Annotated in this window: 23 protein-coding genes and 2 riboswitches; of the genes, 4 read left to right on the top strand and 19 right to left on the bottom strand. The window is 35.1% G+C overall.

The window, feature by feature from the left end:
- Positions 1-244: 244 nt before the first annotated feature.
- From TY11_RS02765 to TY11_RS19735, 19 genes are all read right to left on the bottom strand, one after another.
- Positions 245-679: an IDEAL domain-containing protein gene (locus tag TY11_RS02765; protein WP_042142611.1), complete on the bottom strand. Its 435-nt coding sequence runs from the start codon at positions 677-679 to the stop codon at positions 245-247.
- A gap of 147 nt (positions 680-826) precedes the next feature.
- On the bottom strand, positions 827-1,264 hold the full coding sequence (locus TY11_RS02760; RefSeq protein ID WP_042142610.1) for an IDEAL domain-containing protein: 438 nt from the start codon (positions 1,262-1,264) through the stop codon (positions 827-829).
- A gap of 168 nt (positions 1,265-1,432) precedes the next feature.
- Positions 1,433-2,482, bottom strand: coding sequence for a hypothetical protein (locus tag TY11_RS02755; protein ID WP_042142609.1), 1,050 nt, complete (start codon positions 2,480-2,482; stop codon positions 1,433-1,435).
- A gap of 279 nt (positions 2,483-2,761) precedes the next feature.
- Entirely contained in the window at positions 2,762-2,944 is a 183-nt protein-coding gene (locus tag TY11_RS02750) for a cold-shock protein (RefSeq protein ID WP_042142607.1), read from the bottom strand.
- An 86-nt stretch (positions 2,945-3,030) separates the two neighbouring features.
- Complete coding sequence (locus tag TY11_RS02745) at positions 3,031-3,762, bottom strand: Cof-type HAD-IIB family hydrolase (RefSeq protein ID WP_042142605.1); 732 nt, start codon at positions 3,760-3,762, stop codon at positions 3,031-3,033.
- A gap of 12 nt (positions 3,763-3,774) precedes the next feature.
- Positions 3,775-4,962 carry an MDR family MFS transporter gene (locus TY11_RS02740; RefSeq protein ID WP_042142602.1) on the bottom strand — a complete coding sequence of 396 codons (1,188 nt, stop codon included), beginning with the start codon at positions 4,960-4,962 and terminating at the stop codon, positions 3,775-3,777.
- A gap of 91 nt (positions 4,963-5,053) precedes the next feature.
- A complete protein-coding gene (locus tag TY11_RS02735; protein WP_042142600.1) occupies positions 5,054-5,551 on the bottom strand; it encodes a DUF1648 domain-containing protein in 498 nt (165 codons plus the stop codon).
- An 11-nt stretch (positions 5,552-5,562) separates the two neighbouring features.
- Entirely contained in the window at positions 5,563-6,159 is a 597-nt protein-coding gene (locus tag TY11_RS02730) for a pyroglutamyl-peptidase I (RefSeq protein WP_042142598.1), read from the bottom strand.
- Positions 6,160-6,172: 13 nt separating this feature from the next.
- Complete coding sequence (locus tag TY11_RS02725; RefSeq protein ID WP_081755809.1) at positions 6,173-7,372, bottom strand: CynX/NimT family MFS transporter; 1,200 nt, start codon at positions 7,370-7,372, stop codon at positions 6,173-6,175.
- A 417-nt stretch (positions 7,373-7,789) separates the two neighbouring features.
- Positions 7,790-9,121, bottom strand: coding sequence for a hypothetical protein (locus tag TY11_RS02720; RefSeq protein WP_042142596.1), 1,332 nt, complete (start codon positions 9,119-9,121; stop codon positions 7,790-7,792).
- Positions 9,102-9,383 (bottom strand): sigma-70 family RNA polymerase sigma factor, encoded by a 282-nt coding sequence (locus TY11_RS20790; protein WP_231495769.1) that lies wholly within the window; start codon positions 9,381-9,383, stop codon positions 9,102-9,104. Before TY11_RS20790 ends, TY11_RS02720 begins: the two co-directional genes overlap by 20 nt.
- On the bottom strand, positions 9,379-9,624 hold the full coding sequence (locus TY11_RS20785) for a sigma factor (protein ID WP_052345701.1): 246 nt from the start codon (positions 9,622-9,624) through the stop codon (positions 9,379-9,381). Before TY11_RS20785 ends, TY11_RS20790 begins: the two co-directional genes overlap by 5 nt.
- Positions 9,625-9,815: 191 nt before the next feature.
- Complete coding sequence (locus tag TY11_RS02710) at positions 9,816-11,798, bottom strand: TRAP transporter permease (RefSeq protein ID WP_042142594.1); 1,983 nt, start codon at positions 11,796-11,798, stop codon at positions 9,816-9,818.
- Positions 11,799-11,877: 79 nt separating this feature from the next.
- The gene (locus TY11_RS02705) at positions 11,878-12,873 is read right to left on the bottom strand and encodes a TAXI family TRAP transporter solute-binding subunit (protein WP_231495760.1); all 996 of its coding nucleotides are present in this window, start codon (positions 12,871-12,873) and stop codon (positions 11,878-11,880) included.
- A gap of 261 nt (positions 12,874-13,134) precedes the next feature.
- Entirely contained in the window at positions 13,135-13,767 is a 633-nt protein-coding gene (locus TY11_RS02700) for a response regulator transcription factor (RefSeq protein WP_052345700.1), read from the bottom strand.
- A 116-nt stretch (positions 13,768-13,883) separates the two neighbouring features.
- Positions 13,884-13,968: riboswitch (cyclic di-GMP riboswitch) on the bottom strand.
- A gap of 138 nt (positions 13,969-14,106) precedes the next feature.
- Positions 14,107-15,801: a methyl-accepting chemotaxis protein gene (locus tag TY11_RS02695; protein ID WP_042142590.1), complete on the bottom strand. Its 1,695-nt coding sequence runs from the start codon at positions 15,799-15,801 to the stop codon at positions 14,107-14,109.
- A gap of 26 nt (positions 15,802-15,827) precedes the next feature.
- The gene (gene motB, locus TY11_RS02690) at positions 15,828-16,589 is read right to left on the bottom strand and encodes a flagellar motor protein MotB (RefSeq protein ID WP_042142589.1); all 762 of its coding nucleotides are present in this window, start codon (positions 16,587-16,589) and stop codon (positions 15,828-15,830) included.
- On the bottom strand, positions 16,582-17,364 hold the full coding sequence (gene motA, locus TY11_RS02685; RefSeq protein ID WP_042142586.1) for a flagellar motor stator protein MotA: 783 nt from the start codon (positions 17,362-17,364) through the stop codon (positions 16,582-16,584). The genes motB and motA overlap by 8 nt, the downstream gene beginning before the upstream one ends.
- 73 nt (positions 17,365-17,437) lie before the next feature.
- Positions 17,438-17,523: riboswitch (cyclic di-GMP riboswitch) on the bottom strand.
- A 357-nt stretch (positions 17,524-17,880) separates the two neighbouring features.
- Positions 17,881-18,183: a CBS domain-containing protein gene (locus TY11_RS19735; protein WP_052345699.1), complete on the bottom strand. Its 303-nt coding sequence runs from the start codon at positions 18,181-18,183 to the stop codon at positions 17,881-17,883.
- A 433-nt stretch (positions 18,184-18,616) separates the two neighbouring features.
- Here TY11_RS19735 and pseB point away from each other — a divergent pair, with 433 nt between their 5' ends.
- The 4 genes from pseB to TY11_RS02660 are packed head-to-tail and all read left to right on the top strand — an operon-like array spanning position 18,617 to position 22,328.
- On the top strand, positions 18,617-19,588 hold the full coding sequence (gene pseB / locus TY11_RS02675) for a UDP-N-acetylglucosamine 4,6-dehydratase (inverting) (protein WP_042142585.1): 972 nt from the start codon (positions 18,617-18,619) through the stop codon (positions 19,586-19,588).
- 52 nt (positions 19,589-19,640) lie between these two features.
- Positions 19,641-20,378 (top strand): cytidylyltransferase domain-containing protein, encoded by a 738-nt coding sequence (locus TY11_RS02670; protein WP_042142583.1) that lies wholly within the window; start codon positions 19,641-19,643, stop codon positions 20,376-20,378.
- A complete protein-coding gene (locus TY11_RS02665) occupies positions 20,375-21,259 on the top strand; it encodes a dTDP-4-dehydrorhamnose reductase family protein (protein ID WP_042142581.1) in 885 nt (294 codons plus the stop codon). Before TY11_RS02670 ends, TY11_RS02665 begins: the two co-directional genes overlap by 4 nt.
- Positions 21,249-22,328: an N-acetylneuraminate synthase family protein gene (locus TY11_RS02660; protein WP_042142580.1), complete on the top strand. Its 1,080-nt coding sequence runs from the start codon at positions 21,249-21,251 to the stop codon at positions 22,326-22,328. The genes TY11_RS02665 and TY11_RS02660 overlap by 11 nt, the downstream gene beginning before the upstream one ends.
- The last annotated feature ends 2 nt before the right edge of the window (positions 22,329-22,330 follow it).

The raw sequence follows: 22,330 nt of genomic DNA, 5'->3' as shown, positions 1-22,330 counted from the left end.
TTGTAAGAATCGAAAATTCATTTCACTTGGAGCAGCCCATAGACACGGTGTCGCCAATGGGAGGATAGGATAGGAGAAGACTCCAGCCCCGCCATCCCAAGGTAGATACTGCGATGGTTTTTTCCCGAGTAGATGTTGCCTCTGTGCTTTGCAGTAAAAGCGAAGTGTTTACGGGCTGTGTACCCTGTTAAGGAGTAAATTTTACACGAAAGCCTAAAACACAGAAAATCGAATGTCATGTGAACTACAGCATCGTAATCAAATCATAAAATGCTTCCTCATTACGTTCATCCAAGGCTCTATCAATTAATCGTTTCACATTGAGATGTTCTAATTCATCCATAATGACATCAATATTATCATTCATGTTTTCTTCTCTATCATAATTAATATGGGATTTTGTTAGGAAGTATAATTTAATTAAAAAATCTGGAATATTGATTAATTCACTCATGGAAAGATGAAAAATTTTATCATCTTTCTTAAACGCAAATGTTGCATCTAGGTTCTCAATTTTTTTCGTATATCTATTTATTATAAATTCCTTCGATTTAATCGGTATAAATTGATATGATTCATTCTGGATGGAAATAGTAAAATGCTCTTCATCTAAAATAACATAAATATTTTCAGCATCAGTCTTTATACAATAGGGCTTTAATAATTTAACTGTAACCATTGTTATTTCCCCCAATACCTCAAGTGGAATATTATTTGTTATATGTTTAGTACCCCATAATCTATTTATTAAACATATATATTTAAAGATGAACCAAAAGAAGTATGCCCACCTAAATTTTAGGTATTAGGGCATACTTCTTTTGGTTCATAACAGCTTCACGAGTTTGCGAAACGTTTCTTCGTCGCGTTCGTCAAGTGCTTTATCTATTAAACGTTTTATATTTATCTTTACAAGTTCTTCCATTACAAGTTCAATTTCCGCATTAACCTCATTAATTTCTTGACCTGTATTATAATATGGTTTGGCAATGTTGTGCAATTGCGTTAGAAAATCGGGAAGTGTAATTAGTTCGGTCATCGTCAAATAAATAATTTCTTTACCTTTTTGAAAAGCAAAACGACTACCGACATTTTCTACTTTTCGTGTTCTGCGATTGATGCGAATTTCTTTACCTTCAATTGGAATAAATTGATATACTATTTTATTAATCACGACTGAAAAGTATTGATACGCCAAAATTATTCGGACAAACTGATCGTCTGCCTTTATATAATATGGCTTTAGCATCTTTACAGATATCACGTTTTCCACCTCCCGTTATTTATCTTCTCATAATTTTCAGTTAATTTATTTTACATGATATTATAACAAAATACAAGAGAAATTTAAGTTTACTGACTGTTTTTAGTCAAAAGGTCCCTAGCTAGGGAAAAAGCCCTGTAAGTCTTTATTCGCCCACAGAACCACAGTTTATTCAATTATTTTTCCAGAAATAAATGATGTAATTTTCTCTATTTCTCGTGGATCCATTGTAAACTTCTGTTCTATCTTATTAATGATGTCGCCAGCAGCTTTTAGTTCGACAACACCTTTTTTCATATATGATTTGTAACGTGAATTTATTTCCGTTATTTCCTTTTCATATTTCTCATCGGTACAAGGGGTTACGGTTTTTTCATACATATCTATTTCCTCTTCCCCCGGTCCATTTGGGAAAAATTCATGAGGATCTGTGCTATCAAATATACAGAATTCTAAATCTCGGATTAACACCATATCCGCACTGTTAGGGTCGAAACTACAATGATAAAGTTCAACATCAAAGCCATGCTCTTGGGCTGCTGCCGTTATTTTTTTCATAAGGGTTGATTTACCGGTTCCAGCACGACCTTTGATAAAGTATTTCTTTGATAATTGGCTCAATATTTCTGGTACAACATTGACGACACCATCTCTTGTGTTCGTACCAAATAAACGATGAACTACCGTAGCTTCCTTATTCTGCTTAGGAACGTACTTCAATAATGTATCAATAAATTCATCAGCAAGTTTATTAGCAGCATCAAAATTCATTTCCTTAATGTAGACTTCTTCTAAATCATCATGAACCTTTAATCCAGTTCTAAAATTATCATAAGCGTTTTGCGTGAGTTGAGTGATTTTGTTTATGTCTGTTGATAAATCTATATTCGTTATATCTTGGGCGAAAAATAGTGATAGGTCGATTTCAAATGAGCCAGATAAGTCTGCTGTTGCAATTTTTTCATCTATAATGGCTACTTTTTTATCACGAATAATGACCCCTTCTAAATATTCTTTTCCAATGGAGCTATAAAGAACTTCGATATCGTGATCTGATTCATATTTTTTTATGATTTCATTGATTATGGTTGTTTTTATTTTATTGGATGGATGCTTTAGGATTATGTGGTGATGGAAATTGGGAGTGTTGGTGGATAGAAAATTCACAAAGCCTTCTGCTGTGTTTCCACTGACGTAGTAACCTATTTTACTTGGCAAAAAGACACATCCTTTTTTAATTAAAATATTATAGTCTAATTTATGTATAGGTGGGCTAAGTGGTGAATTATTCTAACATTATTATTACATTTGGATATTAAGATTAGTAGTACTTTCTAATGTTGTACGCAACCCGAATACAGCAGATATGTAATTTTATTCCCTTTACAAAACCCCATCTATTCAATCTCGTTAAATAACTTCTATACAATAACTATAAGGAAGCACCCCCGTTGAGTTGTTGGGGGTGCTTATTTGGGTATTATAGTTATGTTGTCCTTATTTTACTTCTGGTAGTACGCGTACTTCTTGTGTCATTGTGGATTTACATAGTGGGCATTCTGGTTCTTGGTTGAAGCTAAATGATTCTCTCATCCAACCTTTGCACTCATCGCTGGTGCATGCCCATATGGTTGTTTCAACTTCTGGGACTGGCTCTTTAGGTCCTCTTGAAAAAGACATGACAGCATCCCCTTTCATCGTTGTAATACCATTATACTCTTTTTTTGAGCTGAATGAAAGGGACCTTGGAATTACTTGTCAACACCTTAAAGTACAAACTTTTCAATAGCCTTTGCAACACCAAAATTATTGTTGGTATCTGTCACATGATTCGCGACTTTTTTAATTGCTTCTTGTGCATTTCCCATTGCGACACCGAGACCAGCTTCTTGAATCATTTTAATATCATTTAAGCTATCTCCACACGCCATTACCTCATCCATTGTAATACCTATTTCCTCACATACACGGTGAAGTGCTCTTGCTTTACTTACACCCAGAGGATTAACTTCAATATTAGTTGGTAGAGAGTTCGTTATCTCAAAATCACCGAGCAATGAAATTTCCTTAATTAGTTGATCCAATTTATCGGTATCAGTAGATTCAAAACCGATTTTTAACCATTTATGGTCATAGAAGTTTTCAGGACGTTCACCATGATAGAAGCCCTCTGTAGAAATAATCCACATGTGCACACCTAGTCCAGCACCTAAAATCCAAAGCTTTTCCAATACCTCTGTATCTATTAAATGCTGTTCTAGTAATTCTTGTTCCATTGTCCAAATTTCTCCACCATTACATGTAACTAAGTAAGATGTGAGTTCTAGTTCCTTTGCAATAGGATAACAGGTACCAAATGATCTTCCTGTACTTAATACAACATGCACACCTTTAGTCATGGCCTTCTGTATAATTTCTTTCGTACGATCATCAACCTTATGGTCTGTATTTAATAAGGTACCATCCATATCTAATGCAATTAACTTAATGTCCCGCATCGTAAAACTCCTTTATGCCTGTTTTTCAGAAATTTGCTCTGAATGTATACCTCTATCATACAGTTTTGTTGTTAGGAATGGAATAAATAAGATAACGAGTAATCCATAGAATAAAACTTCTATATTAAATAAATCAACTACCAGACCACCTAAGAATGGCCCTAGCATTCTTCCTGCAGCAGCTACACTATTGATAAATCCTTGGTAAAATCCTGCTCTACCCTGTGGTGCTAGTTCATTTGCCAATGTTGGTATAGCTGGCCAAATTAGCATTTCTGCAATCGTAAGAATTACCATAGCTGTTGCAAACATGGTAAATGCTTCTGCATACGTGGCAATCACAAAAGAGAATATAAATATTGTTGCACCGATATATATATGCTTTTTCGGTGAAGTGACTTTATCGGTAAATAACTTTAATAGTGGTTGGCCCAAGACAATTAAAAATCCATTGATGGCCCAAAGTGCACTATATTGTTCGAGTGGCACACCAATATCCTGTGTATAGGATGCAATAGTTGATTGCCACTGACTGTAGGCAAACCATGTAACAAAAAATCCACCGCTTAAAATTAGGAGTGCTGTAAATGCTGATTTATCTTTGATTTTACCTCTTTGCTCCAAAACAGTTGTATGCATATGACGATTCTTCTCTTCATCCATACCCCGGAATGCGAAAATAACAATCATTGTAAAGACAAAGAATAAGGATGCATTGGCGATGAAGATATAATCGAACGAGATACTAGCTACATATCCACCGATCGTCGCTCCAAGTGCAACACCTAAATTTTGTGCAACATAAATAGCATTGAAGGCACGTCTTCCGCCTTCTGGCCAAACTGATCCCGCCATGGCGAACATCACTGGCCACGTAATACCAGAACCAAGACCTATAATTAATAGACAAATAGAATATGTCCAAATATCGTGGTTAAAGGATAAAACAACAGCAGCTCCAGTTGAAAGAATAGTTCCTAATAAAATTGTTTTATAGGCACTAAACTTATCAAACAAAACACCACCAACTAAGTTTCCAATAATATTAGCACCTTGGTTAAAAGCTAAAATAAACCCTGCAAATGCTAAGCTTTTCCCTAATTCATTATGCATGTATATCGTATTAAGTGGCCATAAAAAAGAACCACCAGTTACACTAATGGTTGTAGCAATCGCTAAAAGCCAAATATACCTTGGCATTCTCATCATCTCACATTCAATTATTCATTAACTAGGTAATTTTAATATATTTGAGTATCGAAAGCAATGGAGAAAATGAAATATTTTTTGTCTATTTTTCAGCCTTATCTAATCTAATAAAGAACACGATACATGTGATTAATGGTATAAATATGAAGAGAACAGAAAAAATAGGTGAGATATTCGAAACTCCAGTATTAGCAGACTGAATAATTTTTATTTGTAAGACGGTAAAGAGCACCACTATTTCAAAATTAATAATGGCTACTAACTGGCGAGCAATTTGATATACCCTTGATGCGTTTTCCTCTGTAACCTTAATTGGATAATTAAAAATATGAGGAAACTTAGAAAGGATATAAATACCAATGAATAGTAATATAACTAAGACGGGTAAAAATATTACCGTTGTCTTACTCCCCCATCCATCTGCCTCACCTGCACCATTAAAATGTGTCGGAATTTGATCCGGTAAGCTACTAAACATATAAAAGGTATAACCAAAAGTTCCTATTATGATAAGAACAGACAGAAAGTTAAAGGTCTTTTCGTATGTCGATGCCTCCACTTTTATTTTTGGATGTGCCATATTATCCCCCTTTACATACAGCTAATTGCAAGTTTAATTGCCTCCGTCAAATCATCCTGAGACCAACTTGGTATGTTTTTCTTTAAAGCCAACTTGTGTGAAGCTGGTATATGGATGAACCCCGATGGACGATCTATCTTATGTTGGCTAAAATAATGAAGTCCGTGATACATCACATTATTACACAAGTATGTACCAGCCGTATTCGATATTTTTGCCGGATATCCGGATTCCTCTAATTTATGTACGATTTCATAGATAGGAAGTTTCGAAAAGTATGCATCTGGACCACTTTGTTCTATTTTTTCACCATTTGGCTTATATCCGTTATTGTCTACTGGGCCATCATTACAATTAATGGCAATCCTCTCAGGTGTTATACAATTTCTACCACCAGCTAATCCTAGGGATATAACCGTGTCTGGATCATGTTTTTCAATCAGTTCTAATAATTGCTCTCCTGACTTATGAAAGTCTACGGATAATACCTCACCAATAACTTCATAGCTACCAATTGTTTTACCATGTAAGGTAGTTACTATTTCATTTGTTGGATTAATAGGGAATTCCAAGAATGGCTCAAATCCTGTCAGTAATAGTTTTTTCATTATTAACTCTCCTTTAAACTAATTTATTTCTTCCTGCACCTAAACCAAAAAGTACGACTAACACTGCAACAATAATTAACGTAATTAGCGGAACTGTCCAATCAAGAGTAATATCATATAAAAATCCGATAAACATTGGCCCAACAGCTGCAAGGATATACCCTAAAGCTTGAGCCATTCCTGATAGTGCCGCAGCCTGTTTAGCATCTCTAGCACGTAGCCCCAAGAATGTAAGCGCCAAGGCAAAGGTTCCACTCAAGGCGAGTCCGATTAGGATAATACTAATGAACAGCGCTATAGGTGAGGAGCCAAGTAACAACCCAGAAAATCCTAAAACAGAAAATCCTCCCAAGGCTATTACAATCATACGTTGAGATGCAAACTTCCCAGCTAGCATTGGAACAATGAAGCTGGCTGGCAACCCGATAAACTGTGTAAATGACAACATCCATCCTGCGGTCTCCATGCTCATACCTGTTGAATGTAAAATCTCTGGTAACCAAGAAACTGTCACATAAAATAAGAATGACTGCAATCCCATATATAATGCTATTTGCCATGCTAATGGAGATTTCCAAAGATTTGTATCATTATCCGTTAAAAATGGTGTTTCTTTTGTAGTTGTCTTACTATTTTTTGTCACATACATCCATACGACGATACCAAGAACGACAGGAATGACCCATACAAGTAAAGCAAATTGCCATCCTAAGCCCAACCCACTAGCCAGTGGAACACTCACACCAGAAGCCGTCGCTGCAAAAATATTCATTGCTGTTGAATAAATACTGGTCATTAAACCTACTTTTAATGGGAACTTATCTTTAATTACTCCAGGTAATAGAACATTACAAATCGCAATCCCAACACCAACTAATAACGTTCCGGCAAACAGCAAAATTATCATGGATATTGATCGAACAGAAATACCGATTAAGAGGAAAAATAATCCCCATAACATAACACGCTCATTCGAAAATCTATTACCTAGTCTTGCAGCAAAAGGTGACATAATCGCGAAGGCAATTAGAGGTAAACTTGTTAACAACCCTACACTCCAGTTGGATAAACCAACATCGTCTCGTATCGTACTCATTAATGGACCAACAGAAGTAATGGCTGGTCGAAGGTTAAATGCTATAAGTATGATTCCTGATAACAATAAAAATTTATATAATTGATTTTCTTTGTACACATGTTGATCAAGCCCCAAAGTTGTTACCCCTTCCGAATGGTTACTGACATTACTATAGCATATTGGAGGTTGAGAGGGAAAAAGTTAGATTCCGTGGTTTAGTTAATAAGTTGCTAGAGAAATAAGTAGTTTACTCTGGGACTAGTATGGTTGGTATGAGGCCGTTTTTAGTCGATTGCCACTTACTTTAATCCTATTATTTCCTCGGAAATAATAGGATTTTGTCGAATCAGGACTAGTTTTTTATGTCATGCTTTTACCATACATCAATGCTAGGATTGTGGGTAAAATGAAGAATAGGAGTGCTCTCCTTGAGTAATTTTGCAATATGATAATACAAGCACTTCATGTGTTTGTTTTTCTGATTTTGGTGGGAAGGTTATTTCTATCTGCAAATAAAAGAAGATGCGGAAAATACTCCACATCTTCTTACGATTACTTCAGATCTATTTGTGTTTCCAATTCCGGAAAGACTTGATAACTTGCATCGTATATTAGGAATTTTGTTTTCTTATCTACAGCCACTCTAGGATATGTAACCTCTACCTTGTCTCCATTATTTTTATAGGAAACTGCATAAGTATATTCATCTTTTTCCTTATTAACAATCCTAGGAAAATCAGGTATTGAAGTGCTCAATTCATAGGTTACGATTGTAGCATCTTTCTCATGTTTAATACTCTCGACCTTAAACTCCGAGTTGGAACCAATTATTTCTCCTTCTTTAAATGGAGTGGTGTGCTCATTTGCTATAAAACCTTTCCCATGTTCATCTTTAACTTCTACTCCTTGCTGGGTTACGATATAGGGAATGATCTTATATGAATAAAGGTTTGCTTCTCGTGAAACTTTAATCAAATCATAAAACCTTTCAACTCTAGAAAAATTGACTTCTGAATCAACATAACTTGATATACTAACCGACTCTGGTAGAAACATTTCACCATCTTCGCCTATTCCAATTACTTCAATATGAAAAGTTTTATAACCACTTATAGAGTTATCTACCAATAAATCAGTATTGGCATTGATTTTTAAAGTAGTGGGAGTCATTTCAACATTTCTCACATCGAACGAATTCCCTAAATCATCCTCTTTACTAGGTATGTCCTTAAGCACAAGATATTCTGTTTGCTTTTCCGAATCAAATATAAAGCTCCATTCTTCTTGTACTCCATTAATTTCTGTTATTTGAAGCATTAATTCTGAATGTGCTTCAATATTTTTTGTATGTTCAAAAGTAAACCTTTCTCCATTTGCTAATAATTCTTTCGTATTAAAAAAACTAATTCCCTCACCTTGGGGTTTCCCATCCACAAACAACTCATATGTAATTTGTGTTAGTTTGGGTAAGGATTCTATCGCATTTTCTGTTTCCAGTCGAAAGGAAATAGCCATCTGATGATTATCTACATAACTCTCTTCTAGAATTACTTTTAAACCTTCATTTTCCTCTTCCAATCCAAGTTCTTGAGTATGCCCCTCTGTCACCATTCTTTGTAGTCCGACATCACCTTGCTGGAATAAAATACTTTTATTACCAATATCCCCGCTCGCCGTTTCCTGAAAAGATTGTAACAACATTAATCCGAAAGCCACTACAAAAACAGATGCAAGGATTGCAATTATATTTTGTTTTCTAAACATTGTTTGGTTACCCTGTTTTCTAGCTTTGATTAAAGCAGTCTGAACCGTCTCGTCTAGCTTTAAATCAGGGACCGGAATGTCATCTACCATACTACTAATCTCATGTTGAAGCTTCTCCATACACATCTCCTCCATTCGTTAACTTTTTCCTGAGGACTTGAAGTGTTCTATGTAATTGGGATTTTACTGTCCCCTCAGGTTTTTCTACTATTTCTGCAATTTCTGGAATCGAATATCCGTAATAAAATCGAAGTAAAAGTAATGTCTTTTGATTAGGTCGTAAACTTTCGAATTCTGAAGCTAAGTCCATTGACATAATGGCATTGCTTTCCTCATCAATGCCCGTTCGATACCATTCAACATCCAACGGAATAACATCAATAGAACGTTTTATATAATCGAGGGAGGTATTGATTAGAATTCTTGTTATCCAAGTAGAAAATAGACAATTTATGAAAAGCTTTATATGCTTTAATGATCGTTTCCTGTACTATATCTAAGGCTGTTTGTTCATTTTTCACGTAAGTGTACGCAATTCTATATAACTTTTTCTGTTCACTAACAACCAAGGTTTCAAAGGTCTGCTCATCTATTCTTTTGTTATTAGATTTAAAAATAGACATAGGCTCCCTCCTCTCGCATTCATTTTACTACAATAGTTGGCCAACTATATAAATACTTCTGCTTATTAGACATTAAAAAGATGCATTTCGTTCCTAAAATATTTTAGATTTCAATATATAATGGAGATTGTATCAATATAAAAACAAAAATGGGACGAGGAGCATAACTCTCCCCGTCCCATGTCATAATATTATACTGTAGCTCTTAACTCCAATTCTCCACTATCATCTTTTCGTTGCTTTTGAATGAACCAAATAGTCCCCATCATGACAAGTCCGATAATAGTTGTGATTATTTCTGGATAAATCATTAATAATCCACCTACAAATAATACAAGACGTTCCCAAACTCTTGAATTACGAACTAGGAAACCAATTACTGCACTACTTACTGCTATCATTCCTATTAGTGAGGTAGTCAGTGCAAAGATTAACTTCACTGGTGTTACATCTACTAATACTAATATCGGATTAAAGATAAATATATACGGAATGATAAAGGCGGCTATGGCGAGTTTAACAGCAGTTACCCCCGACTTAAACGGATTTGCCCTAGCTATACCCGCACCCGCATACGCTGCCAAGCAAACTGGTGGTGTAATATCAGCCACAATACCGAAATAGAAAACAAACATATGTGCTGCTATTGCTGCAACACCAAATTCATTGATGAGAACTGGCGCAGCAATTGTTGCTGTTACAACATAATTTGCTGTTGTCGGTAATCCCATGCCTAAAATAATACATGCAATCATCGTAAAGAACAGCGCAAATGGTAAGATCCCACCTGATAATGCAATAATACCAGCTGCGAATTTTGTACCCAATCCTGTAATACTAACAACACCAGCAATAATACCTGCAGTAGCACAGGCCGCGATAACTGGAAGGGCAACTCGCGCACCTTGTTCAAAAACCTCAACAATTTGTCTGAGATTCATTCGTGTTTCTCTACGAATAAAACTAATAAGAAATGCAGAAACAACTCCCATTAATGCTGCACGTTGTGGTGTAAAGCCTGCTAATATGGTTCCGACAATAATAATTAATGGGAGAAGCATGAATCCATTTTTCATCATTAATTTCCGGAAACTTGGAAGCTCTGATTTTGGTAGACCATGAATTTTAAGTTTTTTCGCTTCAAAGTGTGTTCCTATGAAAATACCAGTAAAATAAAGAATTGCCGGTATAATCGCCGCAAGCATAATGGTTGAATAATCTACTGACAAGTATTCCATCATGATAAATGCAGCTGCCCCCATTAGAGGTGGCATAAGTTGGCCCCCAGTAGATGCAGAAGCCTCCGTTGCAGCTGCAAATTCCGGTTTAAATCCAGACTTTTTCATCATTGGTATGGTGAATGAACCAGAAGATACAGTATTTCCTACAGAGCTCCCCGATACCATACCAGTCATGGCACTGGCAACAACAGCTGTTTTTGCCGTACCACCTGTGTATCTCCCGGTTAGAGATAGTGCAAGGTCATTAAAGAATTGCCCGATCTTCGTGTGCACAAGGATGACTCCGAAGAATAGAAATAGGAAAATGAACTTGGCAGATATTTGAATTGGTGTTCCAAAGACACCACTACTACGGAACCATAGATTTGTGGACATATCATTCACTGCAAATCCTGCGTGGGATAACACCTTTGTAGGAATTAAATTTCCAAATATTGTATACAGAATCATGATACTAGCTACAATGACAATTGGTACCCCAACCGTACGACGAGTAGCCTCCAGTAATAATAAAATACCGATTATGGATACGATAACATCTAGTGTGGTATATCCATTTATGGTTGCTAGTGTAAGGTCATCATAAAAGATAATCTTGTGGTAGCCTGCATACATAGCAACGAATGCCAAGAGAACATCGTACCACGGAACTGTCCTTTGCTTTTTTTGTAATCCTTTCTTTGCAGGAAATAATAAAAAGATAATTCCAAGTGCGGTACCTAAGTGAATTGCACCTTGTTGTTGTGAGGGTAGAACACTAGTGAAGGCAGTATATAAATGAAAAACAGTGAGTGAAACGCCTAAAAATGTTACAACCCATGCCCATTTACCAAGCTTTACGCGAAAATTACTTTCTTTGTCATATTTTTCAAGGATTTCTTTCGCATCAATTTGCTCGTTTTGAACGTGCTTGTTTTCATGATTTTCTTTCATCCAACCACATCCTATCATGTTTCATTAGAAAGAAAGGGATCTCCTTTTAGAAAGACCCCCTTTCCTATTTACATATAACTTATTTCGCTAGATCTTCAAAGCTTTCAATACCTGTTGCTTCGCGTGTTACGATTTGGATGATTTCTGGATAGATATGACCAATAAATGCTACGTTTGTTATTGGTTCATTGAAATCTCCTTGTCCCTTAACAGCGTCTATTGCTGGACCATGGACAGTCATTCCTAAATCCATATTACCATCACGCATTGCTGCTAAGTTTTCCAAGGATGCACTTGTTTCTCTATTGGTTACGTTGATTCCATCAATGTTATTATTCCAAACTGTTGCCATTTCTCCCCCTAGTGGATAGTAGGTTCCACCAGAGCTACCTGTTCCTAATACTAATTCAGATGGCTGATCAGAAACATTTAATTCAGCTATTGGATTATCGAAATCTAAGCCCTGTTCTTGATAATATTTTGCAGCTCCTGGATGGATTGGTAAATCTTCTAAACCATTTAATGCATTATCAAGTGTCATTTGAGCACCTTGTGCATGGCTAATTTCACTAGAATTCTCAATCATTACCTTTGCTAATTCATAACCTAATTCTTCACTTATCGTATCCGTATTCCCCATTAGAATTGCATAAGCTGTAACCGTCGTAACATCTTCTTCAAGGAAATCATAAGCGTCTTTCGGGATCGTAAATTCTCTGTAAGCACTATTTTCCTCGATATGTGCAATTGCATCTTTCGACAGACTTAACATCTTCACATCACCTGCTGATGCTTGTAGGTTAGAAATACTTGCAGCAGGTAAACCTAGAATACCGATAGAAATATCAATGTTTCCATCCTGCACTCCATCTGCAGCATCTCCAAATCCCTCTTCATATGCATTGTAATCTCCTTCTTCAATACCGTAAGAATCCAGAATAAGCTTTGAGACTGTATTTGTCGCACTTCCAGCTGGTCCAATTGCAATATTCTTAGCCTCTCCACCACAAGCTACAAGGACAAGGACCATACTTAATAAAATTCCAACCATCCCTACTATTTTCATCTTTCTCATGTACATACCCCTTTTATATGTAGTATTAGCTCCCAATGGTAACGTTTTCAATTTATTATTATGAAAGGTACATGTGTATGTCATGAACGAAATTTTAGAAGCTAACTATAAGTATACTTGTTTTCAATCAAAATTCAACGGTTTATTTCGTATTTTCTGAGTATTAGGACATAGGTGTAATTTTTCATACCTTCTTCAAAAAAATAAAAGGGTTTAGCCAAACTGTAAATTTCACTTACAGCGGGGCTAACCCTTTATACTTTATAATGTTATCCAGTTATTTTTAATTGCTTTTATGACAGCATTTGTACGATCTGAAACATGTAGTTTTTTCAATATAGAACTTACATGGTTATTTACTGTTCTTGTTGAAATGTAAAGCTCTTTCGCAATGCTTCCATTATTCAAGCCTCTGCCTAATTCTTCTAGCACATTCCATTCTTGTTCGGTTAAAATACCTGCTGGTCTGTTTGGTTCTTTACGAGTTAATTTCACATAATCATGTAAGAGGACCGTTGAAAGCTTCGTATGAATATACTGCTGGTCATTTAGCATCATTTTTGTTGCAAATACTAATTCGCTTAATTCCATCCCATTATAAAAGTAGCCATTAAGGCCATAGCGGAAAAGATCTCGCAATAAAGGACTGTCGATATCGGTTGTCCATACCGCAACACGTACGTTCTTTTCTAAAAGGTCTTCAATGGTAGCTATGATATCAATTTTGGTATTTAAGTCTATAATAACTAAGTCACTAGTTATCGTATTTTTAAGTGCATTAAATTCAGCAGTATCAAAAGCCTTCCATGTATTCTCTGGTAGATTTTCTTCTAGTTTTTCTACAATAATATCACGTACTAAATCTTTTTCTTTAATTAGTGTAATCTCACACATAGCAGATTCTCCCATCCATTGTTTTTTCTTTGTCTTAATGGTAGAAATCGCCAATATGAATTTTTGCATAACGAAAGGCTATTCTTTAATAGAATAGCCAAAATATTGCAATCCATTTTGGCAACCAGGCGATCATAGTCTCCCAACCTTAGACCCTTAGCTTTGCGTCCTATCCTTTCAGATAGTTTGCCTTTTTCAATTTGATTTATATAACTTTTTACCTACAGTTTATAGTAAACCATATCTAGTAAAAAATGCAATCAAAAAAACTAAATAGAGTTGCACAAATTTTGGTAACGAAGTCAGACAGCATAATATTCTGTGTCTGTCCCCTTAACCTTATAGTTTAAACTTTCCTACTAACTCATTTAACTCTTCGGCTAATTTAGCCAATTGCTCTGAGCTTCCTGCAACCTCTTCCATTGATCCACTTACTTGTTGGGCAGAAGCTGAAGTCTGTTCGACTCCCGCTGCAGACTCTTCGGATATGGCTGCAATTTCTTCAATCGAGCTGTTCATCTCCTGGCTACTAGCAGCAATACTAGAAAGATTGTCCGTAATAGTTTCTATGTTTTCCACCATATTGGTTACAGCAGTACTGATATGAGCAAATGTCTCATCAGTCGATTCAATCTTTTCTGTACCGATTTGAACTTCTTTATACCCCCCTTGTAGCGATTCAGTTACATTGGTTGATTCCCTTTGGATATTGGTTACAATTCCAGTTATATCATTCACGGATAACGAAACTTGTTCTGCTAGTTTTCTAACTTCATCAGCCACTACCGCAAATCCTTTACCATGTTCCCCTGCTCGTGCTGCTTCAATTGCAGCATTTAAAGCTAGTAAATTCGTTTGATCTGCAATATCTCTAATAACCGAAACTAGATTAGTAATTTGTTTGGTATGGGTTTCCAGTCCTTCCACTTTCACCACCGCATCTTGAACAATTTGATCAATCTTACGCATTTGTGTAGTTGAAGTTTTCATTAAATTACTACCTTCATTTGTCAAACGTAAAACATCTTTCGAATCCGTAACAATATTCTCACCTTTATCATTTGCCTCTTCTGTTTTCTTGGTAAACGAACTCATCACAGAAGAAAGGTCACCTGCACTATTTGCTTGGTTCTCTGTGCCATGTGCCAATTCTTCCATCGTCATAGCAATTTGCTCTGCACCGGTTCGAACTTCACTAGCTGATTGGGTAAGCTCTTCACTTTGGCTAGATACAGTTTCTGATACATATTGAATTTGAAATAACAATCCACGAATACTATCATTCATTTCATTGGATGCATGAACTAGTTGCGCAATTTCGTCACGGTTATTCGTTTTAATAGCTTCTTGACTTAAATCACCATTTGAAATTGCCTTCATTTTAGCCAATACTTTATGAATTGGCTTGGACATCATATTAGCTGAGAAGAAAGCAAGAAAAATACCTAATGCTATTACTGCGATACTTAAGAAGAAACTTATTCTTATGGTTATCTGACCATTATCTATTACGGATTGTCCCATTTCAGTGATAACTTCTTTGCGATTTGTAGAAGCTTCCGAGAAACCACTAATAATTTCAGACTCCAAAGGGCTCATCTGGGTTTCCATAATTCGTATTACTTCATCCATGTCTCCACGATCATACGCTGCAAAAGCTTCGTCTGTTAAGGTTCCCCATTGGAACTTCTTATCCATTAATTCTTTTGTTTCTTCAGAATCACTTAATTCTAGCAGTTGATTTTCTAGGGCAATACTGTTTTCTGTTTGATTTTCAAATAATTGTCTATACTTTTCATCTTCATATAAAAAATAAGCTCGCATTAATCCGGTCCGGTTTGCCATATCAAAAGAAATATCTTCATCTGCAATAAGCAATGTGAGCTGTTTGTTTATTATTTCCTCAGCATTTTTGTTTATTTTATTTAGTGATAATAGCGTAAAAGCAGAAAATAATATTACCAAAATCATGACAAACGAAAAAGCTAGTAACATTTTCACACGTATAGTTTTAAAGTTAAATAAATTTTTCATTAGTGTTCTCCTCTATGTTGTATTCTTTAGTCAATATGGTTTCCGATATCATAGTTCGGCAAGATCAATACTTCAACACGTCGATTTCTCGATCTATTCACTTCACTATCATTAGGTACGATAGGCTGATGTTCCCCAAATCCTTTGGCACTGAATTTCGCTGGATCCAGTTGGTTATTTTCCAAAACTAAACTCATGAAATTAACCGCACGCATAACACTTAATTCCCAGTTTGAACCAAATCTCGCATTGTTCATTGGTACATTATCTGTGTGACCACTTATAATAATTTGGTGTGGTGGATCCGTATACAGGAGTTGCGAAATTTCTGCTGCAATTTCTTGACCACCTTCATTTACTTCTGCACTTCCAGGATCAAAGGAAACATCATTTTTGATGGATATCATTAACCCTTCATCCGATAAGTCTGTTGCAAGGGATTCGGTCAGATTATTTTGCGTAATATAGTTATTTATCTTTTTCTGAAGCTCTTGTAAATGTAATAATTCCGTTTGACCTACATCTGGTTGTTCTTCTTTTTCCTGTTCTTCCTTTTCTTGATTTTCTACTTCAGGAACTGATTTGGGATGTTCCATAATCCCTTTATCACCACTTGAAAATTCACTTTTAAAAAACGCAGACATTTCTTCATACTTTTGAATATCAATCTCACTCATCGCAAAAAGCACAATAAATAAAGCCACGAGTAATGTTAATAAATCAGAATAGGGGAGTAACCATGATTCATCAACATGATGATTTTCTTTATTGCGCCTATGTTTACGCATTATCCTGTTCCTTCATTCGTGCTAACTCTTTAGTTGTTAAATATGAACCAAGCTTGTCCTTCACGACCTTTGCAGACTCCCCTGCCGTGATGGAAACAACACCTTCGATAATTATTTCCTTAATCTCAACTTCTTTCTTAGACTTTTGTCTTAACTTATTCGCAAATGGATGCCACAACACATAACCAGTAAAGATACCAAGTAATGTCGCAACAAATGCTGCAGATATTGCTTTTCCTAATGCAGTAATATCCGCCATATCAGCAAGTGCCGCAATTAAACCAATTACCGCACCAAGCACCCCAAGTGTTGGAGCATAAGTACCAGCTTGCGAGAAGATAGCTGCTCCTTCTTGATGGCGGTTTTCCATTGCTTCGATTTTTTCTAACATAACGTCACGGATAAACTCCGGGGTCTGGCCATCTACAGCAAGTTGTATACCCGATGCTAAGAATGGATCATTCATATGGTCTATTTTAGCCTCCAAGGATAAAATACCCTCTTTACGTGCTATGTCTGCCATGTCTGAAAACTGATGAATTAATTCCTCTACACTTTGTTCTTGTTTATCGGTAAAAAGAATTTTAAATAGTGCTGGAATCTTTTTTAATGTGCTTGTTGGGAAAGCAATCATGACAGATGCTATTGTCCCAACAATAATAATGATAATAGCGGCAGGATTTATAAGTGCACCTAGCCCGACACCTTTTAACACCATTCCAACCCCTACTGCAAGAATTCCCAAAATAATTCCGATTAGTGATGATTTATCCATGTGTAAACCTCCAATATAAAATAAAAAAGCCTATCCTTACCAAAGAATAGCCAATTAGATATCGATATCTATCATTGGTAGCCTGGCAATCGTAGTTAAGAAAACCTTAGACCCACGGCTTTGCGTCCTTACCTTTCAGTAAGTTTGCCTTTGTCAGTTTTGTGGTTGTAACTTTAGACCTACTATTTATATCGTACGAATTCGGGATATGTGAAGAGGGGAAATAGAAATAATACTGAACAAATTTAAGGGTGGTACTAATACCCGCTTCTGAACTATACTTCGGCAATTTTTACATACTTTTTACATACTGTTCATATCAATGCCAATCTTGCCTTTTATACTACTCTTGTAATGTTTCCTCAATAATATGGTTAAATGGAAGTCCACTTAATGGATTGGAGTACTTCGCAATATTGATTTGCACTTCGGACAGATTATTTACCAGTTCTCGTATACTGACAACTCTATATAACTTGTCACCCTCGGTGACAATGACTAGTCATAAAGATTATCCTATTTACCATTCATGGCAAGTGAACTTACCTCCATAAGCGGAACAGATTGCTCTACCTTTAATAAATCTTGACTCATGACTAGATCAATTGATAGATTCATAAAAAGATCGAACCCATATTCAATAGAAATCTTTTGGAAAAAATTTGTCCTCATGATGATTCCAACTGGATTATTATCTATCCCAATAACAATCCCTTCTAGTGATGGATAGTTTCCAAAAATGGCATATACTTCCTCATTTTTTGTGGAAGGTTTTACACTTACGGATTCACTGGTTAAATCACCGATAACGATGTGCATGTTAAAGTCCTCTATGTTACTAATATTTTAATGAAGATTTTCTAAGAACTATGCGTGTTGAAATAAAGTTTATAAGAAACCATCAGTCTTAGTTACACTTTGATAATCTGATTGATAGTTAATATAAGATAAAATAAATTTACCTATATTTAACATGATGAATATTAATTTTAGGTAAAAATTAGGTAAATCTGAAGGATTCTAGAGTATGATTTTTCTTTACAATAATGGATTTGTTCCATTAAAAAGCTTTTATCAAACTACATCTAGCTATCTCCTGTTCTGGTCTACTCTTACAGCATCGCTCTATCTATCTGGAATACATTGACTTTCGGCACTCTAACTGGCTAAAATAAAATAGTTATTAATGTTTCAAAATTGCCCAATATTAACCGATATAAAAAGTGACTAAATTACAAAGAAGGTATACATTATGAATAATTTTAAAGATAAAACAATCCTTGTAACCGGAGGAACAGGATCATTTGGCAAAAAGTTTATTAAAAATATATTGAAATACGATGTTAAAAAAGTAATTGTCTTCAGCCGTGACGAACTAAAACAATATGAGATGAAGCAAGAATTCAAAGATAAACGGATGCGGTTCTTTATTGGTGATGTCCGTGATAAAGATCGTTTATACCGAGCATTTGATGGAGTAAACTACGTTGTACATGCTGCTGCAATGAAACATGTAGATGCCTGCGAATATAATCCATTTGAAGCAATAAAAACAAACATTAATGGTGCACAATATATTATTGAAGCAGCCATTGACCGTGGAGTACAAAAGGTTGTAGCCCTTAGTACGGATAAAGCATGTAGCCCAATAAATCTATATGGTGCTACTAAATTAGCTTCTGATAAGCTTTTTATTGCAGCCAATTCCTATGCAGGGGATAAAAACACCGCTTTTTCTGTTGTACGTTACGGAAATGTAGTAGGAAGCCGTGGAAGTGTTGTACCATTTTTTAAAAAAATGAAAGATACAGGAACAATTCCTATCACCGATGAAAGAATGACTCGATTTTGGATTACACTAGATCAGGGTGTTCAATTTGTAATCGATAGCTTTAATCGAATGCATGGCGGAGAATTATTTGTACCAAAGATTCCAAGTATGAAAGTTACTGATTTAGCTGAAGCCATTGCACCAAATTGTCAAATAGAATTCGTCGGAATTAGGCCAGGTGAAAAACTTCATGAAGCGATGATTACGACAGATGATGCACGAAGAACCATAGATATGGGTGATTATTATATCATTCAGCCAGAATTCCCATGGTGGAAATCTGAGTTTGCACATGATGGTAAAGATTTAAAAGATGGGTTTAGTTATGAAAGTAATACAAATGGTGATTGGTTAACCGTTCAACAATTAAGAGAACTAATTGATAACTTGTAGTGTGTTTATTTATTCAATTACTAATTAGTTCAAAAATTATGAGGTGGATTAGATGAACATCACAGGTATCATACAAGCTAGAATGACGTCTACTAGATTACCTGGAAAAGTAATGAAGAAAGTTAACGGAATTACTTTACTTGAGTATCAACTTGAGAGGGTTATGCAATCGAAACTATTAAATCAAATTATAGTTGCTACAACAAATAATGGGTCGGAGAAACCTTTAGTTGATATATGCAGCAAATTAGGCATACCAATTTATAAAGGGTCAGAGGAAAATGTATTAGAAAGATATTATCAAGCTGCTAAACATCACCAAGCAGACATTGTAGTTAGAATGACATCCGATTGTCCGTTGATAGACCCAAAAATAATTGATAATGTTATTAAATTTTATTTGGATAATAACTATGACTATGTTTCTAATACACTTGTTAGGACTTTTCCTAGAGGAATGGATACCGAAGTATTTTCAATAAAAAATTTAGAAGAAGCATATCTACAAGCTAGTGAATATTACGAAAAGGAGCATGTAACGCCCTACTTATATATAAATCCTAATATCTATTCTATAGGTCAATTTGTATCTAAGACGGATAATAGCAAATACAGATTAACTGTTGATACAAAAGAAGATTTCAAACTAATTTCTATTCTAATTAAAGATCTTTATTCTTTGAATCCATTATTTACTTTAGACGATATAATTAAAAAAATGATAAATCAACCAGAATTAATTGAAATTAACAAACATATTGAGCAAAAGAAGTTAAGGAATGACTCATGAAAATTTTATTAATCGGAGCAACTGGAATGTTAGGACAAGCTTTAAATAATGACTTTATTAGCGAAAACAAACAGGTAGTAACTGTTGCTAGAAATCAGTGCGATTACAATTTGGATCTTTTAAATGAAGGAAAACATATAATAGATATAATTGAGCACGAAAACCCTGATGTTATTATTAACAGTGCAGCCATTGTCAATTTAAATTATTGCGAACAAAATCCAGGGGATGCATATACAATTAATGCTCGATTACCTGGATTAATATCATTAGCATGCCAAAAAACAAATAGTTATTTTATACAAATATCCACGGATCACTATTATACTAATGATAAAAAGAAACCGCATACTGAAATGGATCAAATTACCCTTTTAAACGAATACGCTCGCACAAAATATGCAGGAGAAATATATGCATTAAATTATAAGAATAGCCTTGTCGTTCGTACTAATATTGTAGGATATAGAAATAAGCCAGATAATTTATCTTTTATTGAGTGGATAATTAAATCCCTTGATTCAAAACAACCTATTACAGGGTATAATAACTATTACACTTCTAGTATCGATGTATATAGTTTTTCCGCAATTTTAAGGGAAATAATCAATTATAAAATAACAGGCATACTAAATTTAGCGTCCAACGAAGTCATCTCAAAATACCAATTCATCAAATCCTTTGCTGAAATCCTTGGTTTGCAGGATCTTGTAAACCAAGGGGAATTAAAAAAGGAAAAGGAAATATTACGAGCAGACTCTTTAGGATTAGATATAAATAAACTTAATACCTACCTAAAACATCATACTATCCCTTCTTCTGAAGAAGTCATAATGAACTTAATTATAAAGTATAAAGAAGGTGTATTTCATGAATTATGATAATGAAATTAAAATCGGATCTACAAAAATATCAATTAGCAGTCCCACTTATTTCATAGCAGATATAGCCTCGAATCATGATGGAGAACTTTCTAGAGCTAAAGAATTGATATGGTTAGCTAAACAATCTGGAGCAAACGCAGTAAAATTTCAACATTTTAAAGCAGAAAAAATTGTTAGTGATAAGGGCTTTAAAATATTGGGAAATCAAGCTAGTCACCAATCAAACTGGAGTAAAAGTGTATTTGATGTGTTTAAGGAGTCTGAATTCAATAGAGATTGGAACCAAGAGCTAATATTGGAGGCCGAGAAAGCCCAAATAGACTTTTTCACAACTCCTTATGATTATAATGCTGTAGACCAAATTGATAAATATTTACCAGCCTATAAAATTGGGTCTGGTGACATAACTTGGACTGATTTTATTGAGTATGTAGCAAAAAAAGGAAAGCCTACATTACTAGCAAGTGGTGCTTCTAATTTTGAAGATGTTCAAAGGGCTGTAAATAGTGTATTAAAATATAATAAACAAGTAGTTTTAATGCAATGTAATACAAATTATACTGGTAGTCTTGAGAACTTTAAATATATTAATTTAAATGTTTTAAAAACCTATGCAACTATGTACCCAAATATGATTCTAGGACTATCGGATCACACTCCGGGACACTCAACAGTCCTAGGTGCAGTAGCACTTGGGGCAAGAGTAGTTGAGAAACACTTTACAGATGATAATGATAGAATCGGACCTGACCATCCATTTTCAATGAACCCACATACTTGGAGAGAAATGGTTGACAAATCTAGAGAATTAGAACTGGCTCTTGGAAACGGAATTAAGAGTATTGAAGAAAATGAAAAGGAAACAGTTGTAGTCCAAAGAAGAGCAATATACTTAAAAAGGGATCTCCCAGCAGGCAGTATCATTCAGCAAGATGATATTGAATTCTTAAGACCTGCTCCCAATAATTCTTATTTTCCATATGAAGCCGATAAAATTATTAAAAAGAAATTAATTACTGACAAAACGAAGGGTGATTTAATTTACATGGATGATTTGGAGGAGTAATA

Origin of the sequence: Paucisalibacillus algeriensis, assembly GCF_000577245.1 — a bacterium.
Taxonomy (GTDB): Bacteria; Bacillota; Bacilli; order Bacillales; family Amphibacillaceae; genus Ornithinibacillus.
Note: the sequence above shows the minus strand (reverse complement) of the source record. Positions and strands in the feature narration are given on the sequence as shown.